This window comes from Streptomyces radicis (assembly GCF_003626575.1).
Lineage (GTDB): Bacteria > Actinomycetota > Actinomycetes > Streptomycetales > Streptomycetaceae > Streptomyces > Streptomyces radicis.
This window is the reverse complement of sequence record NZ_RBDY01000022.1, coordinates 97,132-112,039: the sequence shown is the minus strand read 5'-3', so window position 1 is coordinate 112,039 and position 14,908 is coordinate 97,132. Positions and strand designations below refer to the sequence as shown.

Sequence of the window (14,908 nt, the reverse complement as noted above, 5' to 3'; positions counted from 1 at the left end):
GCACGACGAAGCTCCTGGTCGAGCGAGTGATCTTGGTCGTGAACTCATCTACCAGGAGCTTCACCTCTGTCCGGACCCCACCCCCACCCCAACGCCGGCCCGCACCAGCCAGGTTGGAAAACGCTCACGGCCGGTGTCCAGGCTGAGGCCGGGACCTTTAGGACGGCCTGGTGGATGGCGTCGGTGATGGTCATGCCGACCGAGTACGACAGCCACCTTCCACGCTGGGCGAGTCAGGCGACGAACTCGTGGGTGCCGCCGCCGGAGTCGGTGCGGATCAGCGTCTGCCGTCCGCGCCGCAGCCGCTTCGGCAGCTGGGCCAGAGCCAGTCTGGTGGCCCCGGTGTGGTCGGCGGCGGTGTTGGAGCCGGCGTTGCCGGGCCGCAGCAGGCCCACGACCGGCTCGCCGGACCCGCCGCGGCCGTGGTCGACGAACCCCGTCAGCGGGTGGTGGCCGAACGTCTTCTTCCAGGTCGCGGCAGCGTCCTGCTTCTCGGAGGGCGCCAGGACCAGGACGCCGCGAGCACCGATCGCCCCGACAGGGTCAGCACCCAGTGGTTCACCAGCTCGATCGACGAGGTCACGGTCGAGCAGGAGGGCCCGGTGCGCGCCGTCGTCAAGGTCGAGGGCAAGCACAGGAAGGACCGCCGCGCGTGGCTGCCCTTCACGGTCCGCTTCTACCTCTACGCGGGCTCCGACGCGGTCCGCATGGTGCACACGTTCGTCTACGACGGCGACACGGAGCGGGACTTCGTCAACGGCCTCGGCGTGCGGTTCGACGTTCCGATGCGCGACGAGCCCTACGACCGGCACATCCGGTTCGCCGGGCAGGGCGAGGGCGTGCTGGCCGAGGCCGTGCGCGGCCTGAGCGGGCTGCGCCGTGACCCGGGCGAGGCCGTGCGCGCGGCCCAGCGCGCGGGGCAGGCGACGCCGGACCCCAGCACCTGGGACCAGCGGGTCACCACGCGCCTGGCGTACATACCGTCGTTCGGCGACTACAGCCTGCACCAGCTGAACGCGCAGGGCTTCGAGATCCACAAGCGGACCGAGCGCGGACACTCTTGGCCGCGCGCCGACGGCGGGCGGCGCGCGCGAGGGCTCGCCTATGTGGGGTCGCCCAGCGGGGGACTCGCGTTCGGCATGCGGAACTTCTGGCAGCTGCACCCCACCGAGCTCGAGATCACCGGGGCCGCCACGGACACCGCGCAGGCGACGGTGTGGATGTGGTCCCCGCGCGCCGGGTCGATGGACCTGCGCTTCTACCACGACGGCCTGGGCCAGGACACGTTCGAGGAGCAGCTGGAGGGCCTTGAGATCACCTACGAGGACTACGAGCCGGAGTTCGGGACCCCCTACGGGGTGGTGCGGACGACGGAGCTGGCCTTCTGGGCTCTTGAGGCGACCCCCACGGCCGAGCGCTTCTCCGCGCTCGCCGACGCCGTCGCCGCCCCGCCGCTCCTGGCGAGCGGCCCGGAACACCACCACAGCGCCGGGGTGTTCGGCTCCTGGGCCCCGGTGGACCGCTCCGACGCGGCGAAGGAGCGGCTCGAGGACAACCTCGCGTTCATGCACAGCCACTATGTCGAGGAGGTCGACCAGCGTTCCTGGTACGGCTTCTGGGACTACGGCGACGTCATGCACGACTACGACGGCACCCGCCACAGGTGGCCCTACGACGTCGGCGGCTACGCGTGGGACAACTCCGAGCTGTCCACGGACCTGTGGCTGTGGTACCACTACCTGCGCACCGGGGACGCGACGGCGTTCCGCTTCGCCGAGGCCATGACGCGCCACACCGGCGAGGTGGACATGTACCACCTGGGCGAGTGGAAGGGCCTCGGCACGCACCACGGCGTGCAGCACTGGGGCGACAGCGCCAAGCAGGTGCGGATCAGCAACGCGGGATACCGGCGCTTCTACTACTTCCTCACCGCCGACGAGCGGGTCGGCGACGTGCTCCACGAACTCATCGACGCCGACCGGTCGTTCCTGGTGCTCGACCCGGGGCGCAAGCTGGCCGACGAGCCGTTCGACCCGGATCCCGCGGCGCTCCCCCTCGGCAAGAGCACCGACTGGGGCGCGCTGGCCCTGGCCTGGCTGACGGAGTGGGAGCGAGGCGGCGACGAGATCGCCCACACCAAGCTGATCAACGGCGCCACCACCATCGCCGCGCTGCCCAACGCGTGGGCCCAGGGCGGCAATGTCACCTACAACCTGGAGAACGGCCGCTTCACCGGCCCGTCCGAGCCGAGCGTCAGCATCGGCAGCCTCAGCTCGGTGTTCGGGCTCATGGAGCTGATGACCGAGCTGCTCCAGCTGATCGACGACGAGCAGGTCCACGCCCAGTGGATCAGGTTCTGCCGCCTCTACAACTCCACCGCGGACCAGCAGCGCGAGGAGACCGGATCGTCATGGGGCAGCCTCAACCTGCGCCAGGCGTACTCACGGGCCATCGCCTACGCGGCCGTGCGGCTCGACGACGACGCGCTCGCCGCCCGCGCCTGGCAGGAGCTGCGCACCGGCCACGCGGGCTACCCCGAGAACCACCCCTTCACGGCCGAGCGCGTCGAGGGGACCGCTGTGCTCAACCCCGTCAACGAGGCCCGGCTCTCCACCAACGCCAGCGCCCAGTACGGCCTCGCCGTCATCCAGTGCCTTGCGCTCGTCGGCGACCACATCTGACGGCGCGCGCCCCCCGGCAGCGCGCCCCCGACCGCGGGGGAGGTCCCCAGGCGCCAGCTGTTCGTCCGGGCCCGCCCGGTCGTCCGCGCCTCAGCCGGGCTCCTCGCCTGGCTCCTCCCCGGCGCCGTCCCTCAGGAGCCCCACATACTCGTCGGCCCACGCCTCGATCGTCTCCCGGTCCCACAGGTCGGCCGAGTACTCCACGGCGCCCGTCAGGGTGTCCCCGGCCGGGGTGAGCACCATGATGAACTCCGCCCTTGACGCGGCCGGGGCGATGTCCTCGACCACGGTGGTCACCCCCGGCAGGTCGATCCCGGTGTCGAGCGAGCTCTCGTAGGCGAGGCCGAACGGCAGGGCGTCCGGCATGTTCACGCCCCTGCGTTCCCGCATGGCGGGGGCCACCTGGCGCGGCGGCATGGCGTGCTCCATCCCCGCCACGACCGAGCGGGCGACCCGGTCGGTCAGCCCGGCGAACGAACCCGCGCGGGCGTCGCGCACCCGCAGCGCGAAGCCGGTGGCCGTGCAGCCCACCAGCGACTCGAACGCGCGGCTCTCCCTGCCCGCGTACGAGATGTTCAGCAGCACGTCCGCCTGCTCCGCCTTCTCGGCGAGCATCCGGCCGAGCGCCGCCGCGGTCACCACGAAGGGCGTGGTCGCCCGTCGGACGGCCAGCCGTTCCACCGCCGAGCGGACCTCGGCGGGCACGGTGAACGCGACGACCCCGCCCCGGCCGCTCAGCGCCTCAGGCCTGGGCCGGTCGACGGGCAGGTCGGCCGTGAAGGGCGCGTCCGCCAACTCCTCGAGCCAGTGGTCCGTTCGGCGCGGACCCGTCGCCCTCGCGTGCTCGGCCTGCCAGCGCGCGTACTCCACCTGTTGCGGAGGCTCGGACGGCAGCCCGTGGTCCGTCCCGTCGACCGCCGCGCGGTAGAGCGCGGAGAGCTCCTTCAGCAGCACCGTCAGGGCCCACCCGTCGCACGTGCAGTGGTGCGTCACCAGCAGCAGCACCCACGTGTCGGCGGCCACGCGCAGCAGGCGGAGGGCGAGAACGTCCCCCTCGAACGGGTCGAGCGGCCTGTCCGCCGCCTCCAGGGCGAGTCGGTCCACCCGCGCCGCCCGCTCCGCCTCCGGCAGCGAGGTGAGGTCGTCGACGGGCAGGTCGACGGGGCGGGGCTCCAGGACCTCCTGCCGCCACGAGCCGGTGTCCTCCCTCACCAGGCGGGTGCGCAACGACTCATGGCGCGCCGTCAGCTCGCGAAGCGCGGTGCCGAGGGCCTCGGTGTCGAGACCGCCGGAGAAGGTGATCCGCAGGGCCACGTTGAAGACCTGGGGCTCGGCGTGCCGGAGGTGCAGGGACGCGAAGCGGGTCTGCTGCTCGGTGGCCGGGCCCCGGCGCACCACGTTCACCGACCCGGCGCTCCCCGACCCGGCGCCGGTCAGATACTCCGTCACCGCCCTGAGCGTGGGCTCCTGGTACAGCCGCGAGAGCGGATACTCGACGCCCCACTCCTCGCGGAAACGATTCACCAGCCTCATCGCGGTGATCGAGTGCCCGCCCAGATGGAAGAGGGAGGCGTCGGGGTCGACATCCCGGGGGGCGAGATCGAGCTCGGCCGCCCACAGCTCGCGCAGCCGAGCGCCCCGCGCGGAGGCGGCAGCGGCCTCGGTGGCAGCGGCTCCCGTGGCAGCGGCCTCGTCCGGCGCGACCCTGAGACCGGCCCGTGGGAGCCGCGCCCGGTCCAGCTTGCCGTTGGCCGTCAGCGGAAGCTCGCCGAGGACGCTCCAGGCGCGCGGCACCATGTACTCGGGCAGCCGGTCGCTCAGTTCGCGGGCCAGCCGGGCCGCCAGGGCCCGCTGTTGCCGCGCGTCGTCGCCGACGGGCGCTATGGGGACCACATGGGCGTCGAGTACGGTCTCGCCGCTCTCCCCGCGACGGCCCACGACGGCCGCCCGGCGCACCCCGTCCAGGCGGCCCAGCGTCTGGGCCACCTCCTCCGGCTCCACCCGGAATCCCCGGATCTTCACCTGGTCGTCGGCGCGGCCCACGAACGCGAGCCGCCCTTCGGCGGTCCAGCGCACCAGGTCGCCCGTGCGGTAGTGAGGGCCATCGGGACCGTCCCCCGGCGCGTTCATGAACCGCTCCGCCGTGAGGTCGGGCCGGTGCAGATAGCCCGCCGCCACCCCGGGCCCCGACACCAGCAACTCGCCCACGGCGCCGACGCGCACGGGCTTGTCCGACTCGTCCACCACGCGCAGCCGCACGTTGGCGACCGGGCGGCCGAGCGCGATCAGGTCATCGGCGTCGCCCGCGGCGGAACGGTGGGTCAGGGGCGGCGGCACCGTTCCCGCGACGCACAGCACCGTCACCTCGGTCGGACCGTAGATGTTCACCGTCTCGTACGGGGCCTCGGGCCGGGGCCGCACCCGTAGCTGCTCCCCGCCCAACAGCAGGTGCCGCAACGGTGGTTGCTCCGCCGCGGGCAGCCTGAGCAGCTGCTCGCCCAGCGCCGTGGGCAGGATGCTGAAGGCGATGTCCCGGTCCGCGTACCACCGGGCCAGCGCGAGCGGGTCCTTGCGGACCGCCTCGTCGGCCACCACGACCGTGCCGCCCGCCGTCAGCGCGGGCCAGATCTCCAGCAGGGTCGCGTCGAAGCCCTGGCCGCACACCGCCGCGCTCCGGTCCCCGCCGCCGAAGGCGAAGCGCCCGTGATGCCACCCGCAGAGGTCGACCAGACCCCGGTGTGTGAGCACGACGCCCTTGGGAACGCCGGTGCTGCCCGACGTGTAGACGACACAGGCCGGTGACCCGCCGCTCGCGTCGGACGCCGCCCCCGCGCCTCCCCCGGGGGCGGCCGCGTCCGGCCCGACGACGGCCACCGAAGGGGGCAGCCGCAGCACCTCGGCCTCGGCCAGGTCGCTGATCACCGCGCGGGCGCGGCTCTCGGCGATCACCTGGGCGGCGCGGGCGGCGCCGAGGGACGGGTCGAGCGGCACATAGGCACAGCCCGCCTTCCACACCGCGAGCAACGCCACGACCAGGTCGGCCGAGCGGGGCAGCCACACCGCCACCGCCTGACCCGGGGCACCCCCGGGGTGGTGCGCCAGGAGCGCGGCGGCGAGCCGTTCGGCGCGCTCGTCCAGCTCCCCGTACGTCAGCACGGCGCCCCCGGCCACCACGGCGGGGTGCCCTGGCCGCTCCGCCGCCCGCCGCGCGACCCAGGCGTGGACGGTGGTGTCCGCGACCTGGCGCACCGGGCCCCGCTCCCAGCGTTCCGGCACCTCGTCGCCCTCCGCCACCGCGGGGGCGAGCGAGGAGAGCGGGGTCAGGGGCGCGGCGGTGGCGGCGTCGAGCACGTCGCGGAAGACCGCGAAGAACCCGTCGACGGTGCCAGGGTCGAACAGGTCCGCGTTGTACTCCAGATGACAGCGGATCCCGTCGGGCAGGTCGGTGAAGTAGACCGTCAGATCGGTCAGCGCCTTGTCGGGGCCCGCGTCCAGGGGGGTGGCCTCGATGTCGGGGAGGTCGAAGCAGAACGGCTCCTCCGACTGGAACTCCGCACACGTCTGGAAGACCGGGGTCCGGTCCGTCCCGCGCGGCGGCGCCAGCGCCCGCACCACCCGCTCGAACGGCGTCCCCGCGTGGTCATAGGCGTCGAGCGCGACACCGCGCACCCGCCCGAGCAGCGTCGCGAACCCGGGATCGCCCGAGAGATCGACCCGCAGCGCGAGGGTGTTGACGAAGAAGCCGACCAGGTCATCCGCCCGCCGCGGTCGCTCCGACACCGGTACGCCGACGATCACGTCCTCCTGCCCCGTGACCCGCCGCAGCATCGCCGCCCAGCCGGCCACCAGGGTCATGAACAGCGTGGCGCGGTGGCCCCGCCCCACCTCCCTGACCCGCTCGGACAGCTCGGGGTCGAGGAAGTGGAAGGCCGCGCGGCCTTCCGACGTCATCCGCGCGGGCCTGGGGCGGTCGGTGGGCAGCGCGAGGACCGGCAGGTCACCGCCGAGCGTGCGCGTCCAGTGGGCCAGGTCGCGCGCGGTGTCCGAGCCGTCGTCGGCCGCGCGCCGCTCCCGCGCGTAGTCGGCGTAGCTCCACGTGAGGGCGGGCAGCTCGGCCCGCGTGCCGTCGCGTTCAGCCCGGTAGAGCGCGGAGAGGTCCCGGCTGAGGACGGCGGCGGACGCCGCGTCGACGACGATGTGGTGGAAGGACATCACCAGCACGTGTTCGGCGGCTCCCGTGCGCACGAGGCGGCTGACGAACAGCGGGCCGCGCGCCAGGTCGAAGCGACGGGCGCTCTCCGCCGCCAGCACGTCGAGGACGGCCGCCTCGGGGCGCCCCGAGCCGTCCACCACGTCGAAGTCGGGCTCGCCCGTGTCGGTCGCGCGCTGGACGGCCGACTCACCCGCGGGCAGGAAGACCGTGCGCAGCCCTTCGTGGCGGGCGACGAGTCGGCGCAGTGCCGCCCGCAGCGCGCAGGTGTCGAGCGGGCCGCGCAGCCGGATCGCCTTCACCTCGTTGTAGGCGGTGCGTCCGGGGAGCAGCCGCTCGAGGAACCAGATCCGTTCCTGGCCAGGTGACAGGGGCGCGGCCGACGACGGCTCGGGCGCGCGGCGGCTTCGGTGCCGCCGCCGCAGGGCGTCCAACCGGGGCAGTCCCGCGCGCAGTTGCTCGGGTGTCACACCGAAGTCGACCAGTGCGACGATCTCGTCGGCGCCCGCGTCGGCCACCGCGTCCGCCACCGGCAGGACCGAGTCCACGTCGCCGATCAGGGCGCGCTGGTCGCAGTAGCGGCCGTAGGCCCGCCGGAACAGCACCTCCAGGTCGTCCTCGCCGAGGGACCGCGGATCGGTGCCGAGACCCAGGCTGTTGGCGACGCCGCTGAACAAGGCGAGGGACGCCCGCATGTAACGGGCCATCGGCGCGAACGCCTCGGCGCGGGCCGTCTCGTGGTCCTCGCCCAGATAGGTGTGCAGCAGGACGGCCACCCGCCCGGCGTCCGGATCGAGCCCGTGCCGCGCCCTCGCCTTCCGGTAGCGCGCGATGTTGTCCCTGAGCCGGTCGATGTCCTGGGTCATCAGGTTGGTGACGATCCCCAGGTCATGCCGGGCGGCGAGCTCGTAGGACTCGGGGTTGGCGACCACCGCCGTGTAGAGGGGCGGTGCCTGCTGGACGGGGCGCGGGAAGAGCCGGATCTCCCGCTCGCCGTCCCCGGTCGCGCGGCGCAGCGCGTCGCCCCGCCACAGGGTCCGCACCTGGTCGAGCAGGTCGTACATCTCCTGTCTGTGCCGTCCGAATCGGTCGGGGAAGAAGACGAAGTCATCGGCGTTCCAGCCGCTGGCGACGCCGAGGCCGACCCGTCCGCCGGAGAGGTTGTCCGCCATGGACCACTCCTCCGCCACCCGGACCGGGTCGTGCAGCGGGAGCACCACCGAGCCCGCGTTGAGACGGATGCGCTCGGTCTCCCTGGCCAGGGCGGCGGCCAGCACGACGGGGTTGGGGAAGAGTCCGCCGAACGAGTTGAAGTGGCGCTCGGGCATCCACAGCGACCCGAAGCCGTGCGCGTCCGCGAACCTGGCGGCCTCCATGAGGAGTTCGTAACGTCCCTCCCTCGGGCCCGCCCCTTCGTCGGGACGGTCGCCGTCCTCGGGGTAGTCGCCGAAGAAGTAGAGCCCGAAGTCGGCGCGGCGCGCGGTGCCGGTCACGGGCGTCGGCGCGGGCGTCGGCGCGGGTGTCGGGCTGGGCGTGGCGGCGGGCGTGGGCGTCGGGCCGGGGGTACTTCGGGCGACGGGGGCCGTTCGGGGGGCCGTTCGGGCGGGAAAGAATCCGGCCTCCCTGAGCTCCCTCAGCGACCCCCGGACGGCCTCGGCCACGTGCTCGATGTCGCCGTCCGTGTGCGCGGTGGACAGGAAGAAGTTGCGCCATTCCCAGACGTGCACCCCGCGCAGCATCAGGTGGTAGTAGAGCAGCTCCATGTCGGCGTGGTGCTCGAAGCGGAACTGGGAGCCGAACCACCGTATGCGCAGGGGGAACTCCTCGGCCTCGAAGAAGGCGTCGAGCCCGGTGGCCAGCTCCGTCGTGCGGGCGTTGAGCCGCTCCTGGAGCCCGGGGCCCTGCTCCTTGAGACGCGTGAGCACGGCGCGGGCCGCCGTCATCGACACCGGGTGCTGAAGGTAGGTGCCGCCGAAGAAGGTGGTGTCGACGGGCGGGGCGCTGTCGTCGCCGTAGGTCCAGTACCCGCCGTCGACCCCGTCCATGATGTCGGCGCGGCCCGCGATCGCGCCGATCGGGAACCCCCCGCCGATGAGCTTGCCGTAGGTGGCGAGGTCGGGGGTGACGCCGTAGAGCTCCTGGGCGCCCCTGAGGGCCGACCGGAATCCGGTCAGCATCTCGTCGAACAACAGAACGATGCCGTGGCGGCTGGTCACATCACGGAGGCGGCGCACGAATTCCACCGGCCTGAGCGACGGATCGCGGCTCTGCACCGGCTCGACGACGACCGCGGCGATCCGCCCGGCGTCCCGTTCGATCGCGTGCAGCGCCTCCTCACTGCCATAGCTGAGCACGCTCAGCTCGGCGACGGCGCTGTGCGGGACGCCCCGGGAGACGGGCACCGTTCGCGCCGCGGCACCGCGGCCCGCGACGCGGCCGAGCACCTGGTCGGCATGGCCGTGGTAGGCGCCCTGGAAGGTGACGATCCGGTCGCGGCCCGTGGCGGCGCGGGCGAGGCGGATCGCCGCCGCGTTCGCCTCCGTGCCGGAGTTGGCGAAGGCCACCCGTTCGAGACCGGTCAGCTCGGCCAGCAGCTCGGCGGCCTCGCCGGTCTCGACGCTCCTGGGGCCGAGGCGGATGCCCCGGGAGAGGTGCTCGTTCACGGCCTCCCTGACGAAGTCGGGATCGTGGCCGAAGAGCAGCACCCCGAAGCCCATGGTGATGTCGGTGTAGACGTTTCCGTCGATGTCCTCGATCCTGGCCCCGGCCGCCCGCTCGGCCGCCACCGGATAGAGCATCTCCTTGGTCGATCTGCGGAAGCCGACCACGGCCCTGCTGTCGGCGAGCCGACGCCGGTGGCGTTGCGCGAGCCGCTTGGACGCGGCGGTCCGCGAGGTGTAACGGCGCACGAGGTCGTCGAGGTGCTCCCGCTGGGTGCGGGGCGAGGTGGCGCGGACCATCCCGCTCCCCGGGGCGATCTCCACCCGCGGGCCGTGCGCCGTGGGCCGTTCGGCCTCGGGGTCGGTGGAGGGCGCGGGACGCGCGGCGTCCAGCTGCTCGGTGATGCGCCGGGTGAGCCCGGCCATGGCCGCCAGGTCCCGGTCAAGGGCGCGGGTGAGGCTCTCCTGGTCGGTCACCGCTCCACCCCCTCGTCGGGCCCGGCCGGGGTCCCGGCGTTCCGCAGGGCGAGCAGCTGGGTGAGCTGGGTCAGCTGGGTCAGCATCTGGAGCTGGATCTGCGACAACTGCTGAACGCGGACGGCCAGGTCCTGAAGCTCCTGCCGGGTGGCGAATCCGGCGGCGTCGGCGGGCGGTGTCGGCGGCGCGGGCGGCGGATCCGTGACGGGCGGGTCGGCGACGGGCGGGGCCGCGGGGCTCGGGTCGGTGGCGACCGACGGCGGTGCGCCCTGGGGCAGCCTGCTGGCGATGAGCTCGGCCAGGAGGCGCGGGGTGCCCGTCTCGTCGAACAGCTCACGCATCGTCACCCCGACGCCGTGGTCCTGCTCGATCTCCCGGAGCACATTGATCATGAGGAGGGAGTCGGCGCCGAGATCGAAGAACGAGGCGTCCACGGGCACCGAGGCGGGGTCCTCACCCAGGCTCCGGGAGAGCACCCGCAGGACGCCGTCCAGTATGTGCCCGTCGGCGCGCCCGTCGACGTGCCCGTTCCTCGCCGCCGGTCCCGCCTCCGCCGCCGGTCCGGTCCGCCCGAGCGGTGTGGTCCTCGGGGTGTCCGTCGTTCTCGTGCCGTTCGTGGTCATGGTGCGTTCCTCTTTCGCCGGGACGGGGGGTGCCGGGGGAGCGGGGGGCCGGGGTGGGGGGCCGATCCAGTGGGGCCTGTGCTGGAAGCGGTAGCCGGGCAGGGGGACGCGCCGCCCTCCGGTGCCCGCGAGGAACGCCTCCCAGCGGACGTCGGCGCCCGCGCGGTGCAGCGCGACCGCCGCGTCGTAGAGCGCGGCCCGGCCGCTGCCGCGGCGCAGGGACGGGACCGCCCGCACGTCGCCCAGGGCACGGCGGGCCAGGGCGCTGAGCGTGGCGTGCGGCCCGATCTCGAGCAGCACGTCGGGCCGTTGACCCGCGCAGGAACGCAGCGCCTCGTCGTAGCGCACCGGCTCGCGCGCGTGGCGCACCAGGTGGTGCCGGTCCGGGATCCAGCCGGGAGGGCGCGTCAGGCCGTCGACGGCGCTGATGAAGGGGATGCGCACCGGGGCGAACGGCGTGGCGTCCAGCGCCGTGCCGAACGCGTCGAGCATCGGCTCCACCTGCGCGGTGTGGAAGGCCCGGTCCACCGCGAGGCGTTCGTGCGGCAGTCCCAGCTCGTCGAGCCGGGCGCACATCCGGTCCACGTCCGCCACGGGCCCGGCGAGGACCTGGGAGCCCGCGCCGTTGGTCGCGGCGAGCTCCACGCCGGGCTCCCCCGCGGCGAGCTCGAGGGCGGCGTCCCTGGCCAGCGCCACCGCCACCATGGCGCCGGGGGGAGAGAGCTCAGCCGTCAACCGCCCCCTGCGGGTGACGAGTCGCAGGCCGTCCGCGAGGGAGAGGGACCCGGCCGCGTGGAGCGCCGCATACTCACCGACGCTGTGCCCGGTCACGGCCGACGGGGTGATCCCCGCCTCCGCCCACAGCCGGACCAGGGCGCACTGAAGGGCGAAGAGCGCCGGCTGACCGGTCTCGGTGGGCCAGGGCGCACGATCGGCCCCGCCCGCCAGCAGGTCGGCCAGCAGGGGCTCGCCGGTGATCAGGAGATGCTGTTCCTCGCAGGCGTCGAGCACCTCACGCACCACGGGGAACCGCCCGTACAGCTCCGCCGCCGCTCCGGCGCGGAGGGCGCCCTGCCCGGTGAACTGGAAGAGCGTCCTCGCGGTCCCGTCCTCCGGTACGGCCGCCGAAGGAGGGTCGGGGTCGGAGAGCCAGGCGTCGAGCGCGTCGGCGAGCGCCGCCGGTGTGCCGCCGCGCACGGCGATCCGGTGGCGGCCGTGGGAACGGCCGAGGGCGGCGGTCGTGACCAGGTCCGCCAGCGGCAGATCGTTCCGCACCCGCAGGACGTCCCGCAGCGAGCGGGCGTTGGCGACCAGCGCCTCCCGGCAGGTCGCCGAGACCAGGAGCACATCGGGCGGGGCGGCCGTGGCGGCGCGGGGCAGGGGCGCGGGCGCCGCCTCGAGGACCAGATGCACGTTCGTGCCGCCGACCCCGAGCGACGTGAGCCCCGCCCGCCGGGGCGTCCCTCCCTCGGGCCACGCCCGTGGCGAGCGGGGAACGTAGAACGGGCTGTCGTCCAGCTCCAGCAGAGGATTGCGCTCCTCGAAGCCGGCGATCGGCGGGATGACGCCGCGCTCGAGCACCAGCAGCGTCTTGATCAGCCCGGCCACGCCCGACGCCACGTCGAGGTGGCCGATGTTGGCCTTGACGGCCCCCAGGGCGCAGTAGCCGCTGCGGTCGGTGTCCTCGCGGAACGCGGCACGGGCCCCCTCGAGCTCGATGGGGTCGCCCTTGCGGGTGCCGGTGCCGTGGGTCTCGAGATAGCCGATCGTGTCGGCCGTCACCCCCGCGTGGTCCAACGCCCTGCGGATCGCGATCCGTTGCCCCCGCGCGCTGGGCGCGGAGTACGCCTTCTTGCCCGCGCCGTCGTTGCCGATGCCCCACCCCCTGATGACGCCGTGCACGGTGTCGCCGTCCGCGAGCGCGCGGCTCAGCCGCTTCAGCACCACGGCGGCCACGCCGGTGCCCCCGACGGTTCCGTCCGCGGCCGCGTCGAACGCCCTGAGCCGACCGGACTTCGAGAGGATCGAGCCCTTGACGTAGTGGTGGCCGAGGACCTGCGGCACATGGACGGCCGCCGCGCCGGCGAGGGCGATGTCGCAGTCGCCCATGAGCAGCGACTGGGCGGCCAGCTGCACTCCCACCAGCGAACTCGAGCACGCCGTCTGCACGTTGACGGCCGGACCGGTCAGATCGAGGCGGTAGGCGACCCTGGTGGCGTTGAAGTCGGTGAAGTTGCCCACCAGCACCTGGAATCCGGCCAGCCAGTCGGCGACGGTCTCGCTCGGCAGAACGTTTCCGAGCAGGTACGACCGCAAGGTGTACAGGTGGTATCCGGCGCTGGCGAAGACCCCGATCCGGCTGCCGTCCCGCTCGTCGGGGTATCCGGCGTTCTCCAGGGCGTGCTGGGCGCACTCGAGGAACAGCCGCTGCTGGGGGTCGGTCAGCGCGGCCTCTCGGGCGCTCATCCCGAAGTGCCGGGCGTCGAAGCCCGCGATGTCGTCGAGGAGCGCGGAGACGCCGACGAAGTCGTCGCGCCGGTACAGCTCCTCCGGCACCCCGGCCGCGCGCAGCTCGGCGTCCGTGAAGCGGGTGAAGCGGTCCTCGCCGCCGTGGACGACGCGCCACAGGTCCTCGGGGGTGTCGGCCCCCGGCAGCCGGAACGCCGTCCCGATCACCGCTATCCGCGGGTCGTCCGTCCGCGGGTCGCCGCCGCCCATCAGCCGTGCCCTTCCCGCACGGCGCCGTCACCCTTCTCCGACGGCCTCGGTCTCTCCCTCTCCTCCGGGAGGCCCGGTCCCCCCGGGCGGTCGGGGACCCGGCGCACCACCAGCACGATCAGCAGGGCGAGCGAGAGGGCGATGGCGAGGCCGTGCAGGGAGGCGACCACCGTCAGCGGCGAGAAGGACTCGAGCAGCGAACCGCTGACCAGCATCCCGAGCCCGAATCCGGCGTTCTCGGCCGAGGCGGAGAGCCCGAAGAGGCGTCCGCGCTGCTCGTCGGGAACGGCTTGGAGCCTGGACACGTAGACCACCTCGGTGACGCCGTCCGCCGCCCCGGCGACGAGGGCCACGACGAGCGTGGGCGCGACGGGCAGCCCGCTGAACACGACGATGAACGCCGCGGACATGACGCAGGCGCCGATGGCGAAGGCCCGCTCGCCCAGGGCGCGCCCGCCCCTGGTGGTCCAACGGGTGAGCACCTGCTGGGCGATGATGTTCCCGGCCGCCCATGTCGCCCAGAACTGGCTGATGAAGGTGGCCGGATGGTCCGGGTCGAGCAGGCTGGAGTGGACCGGCAGCGCCACGTTGTGGGAGGACGACCCCAGGCCGTCCACGGCCCTCAGCGCGATCATCGCCATCAGCACCGGCGCGGTGGCCAGCAGCAGCCGGACGGACCACCGCGTGGCGCCGTCCGGGTCGTCCCCGGCGCCCTCCCTCCCCTTGGCCAGGGACTTCGTGCGGATCGGCAGCGCCAGCAGGATCGAGGAGGACACCAGGAACGTCGCCGCGTCCAGGACGAACGCCGTCGTGTAGCCGAGCTGTGCCACCACGACGCCCGCCGATGAGAAGCCCGCGATCATGGCGAGTGAACGCCCCGTGACCAGCCAGCTGTTGGCGCGCGCCCGGTGCTCGAACCCCACGATCTCGGGGATGCTGCTGCGCAGGGCCACCTGGGAGAGCGTCGAGCAGCTCCCGGTGACCACCGCCAGGCCGTACAGCAGGGCGACCCGGCTCGCTTCGGGGGCCAGCGTCAGCGTCAGGAGCGCCACGGCCTGGCAGAGGTCGGCCCCGACGATCAGCCGCTTGCGGTCGTACGCCGAGACGAGGCGCCCGCTGACGACACCGGCCGCCACGCTCGTGCCCAGCCGCACGGCCATGAAGAGCCCGGCGGCCAGCGCGCTCTCCGTGACGTCGTAGACGAAGACGTTCAGCGCCACCATGTTGAGATAACTGCCGTACGCGGATATGCCGTTGCCGAGCACAAGCAGCCGGAAGTGCTTCATGCACCACCCTTCCCTGGACGGCAGGGGAGGTGCGCACCGGTCGCCGCCGCCCCCTCCGAACCCATCACGCCGGACCGGTCGCCCGACGCCCCTTACGCACCGCGGAGTTCACCGCACCCCTTGTGTACCTGCCAACTCCGTCATGCACTGCCCGCCCGCCGTCGGCTTCACACCAGCCGAACGACGATTGCGGCGGTGCGCACAGGGGTGGAGGAGTCCGGGGCCGCCCGGTCCCCGGGGGCGGTCGCGAAGC

At 73.6% G+C, this 14,908-nt stretch carries 4 protein-coding genes and 1 pseudogene; 1 reads left to right on the top strand and 4 read right to left on the bottom strand.

Going from position 1 to position 14,908, the window contains the following annotated elements; genetic code table 11:
• Positions 1-125: 125 nt before the first annotated feature.
• A pseudogene (locus D7318_RS23625) lies at positions 126-518 on the bottom strand (transposase); the annotation flags it as partial.
• Between D7318_RS23625 and D7318_RS23620 the strand changes: the two are divergent.
• Positions 423-2,681 (top strand): exo-rhamnogalacturonan lyase family protein, encoded by a 2,259-nt coding sequence (locus D7318_RS23620; protein ID WP_220729768.1) that lies wholly within the window; start codon positions 423-425, stop codon positions 2,679-2,681. The pseudogene D7318_RS23625 and the gene D7318_RS23620 sit on opposite strands and share 96 nt — an antisense overlap.
• Before the next feature lie 90 nt (positions 2,682-2,771).
• On the opposite strand, the gene D7318_RS23615 is transcribed toward D7318_RS23620, so the two are convergent.
• The 3 genes from D7318_RS23615 to D7318_RS23605 are packed head-to-tail and all read right to left on the bottom strand — an operon-like array spanning position 2,772 to position 14,655.
• Positions 2,772-10,028: a non-ribosomal peptide synthetase gene (locus D7318_RS23615; protein ID WP_120699199.1), complete on the bottom strand. Its 7,257-nt coding sequence runs from the start codon at positions 10,026-10,028 to the stop codon at positions 2,772-2,774.
• Positions 10,025-13,369 (bottom strand): type I polyketide synthase, encoded by a 3,345-nt coding sequence (locus D7318_RS23610; RefSeq protein ID WP_120699198.1) that lies wholly within the window; start codon positions 13,367-13,369, stop codon positions 10,025-10,027. Before D7318_RS23610 ends, D7318_RS23615 begins: the two co-directional genes overlap by 4 nt.
• A complete protein-coding gene (locus D7318_RS23605; protein WP_120699197.1) occupies positions 13,369-14,655 on the bottom strand; it encodes an MFS transporter in 1,287 nt (428 codons plus the stop codon). Before D7318_RS23605 ends, D7318_RS23610 begins: the two co-directional genes overlap by 1 nt.
• Between the last annotated feature and the right edge of the window lie 253 nt (positions 14,656-14,908).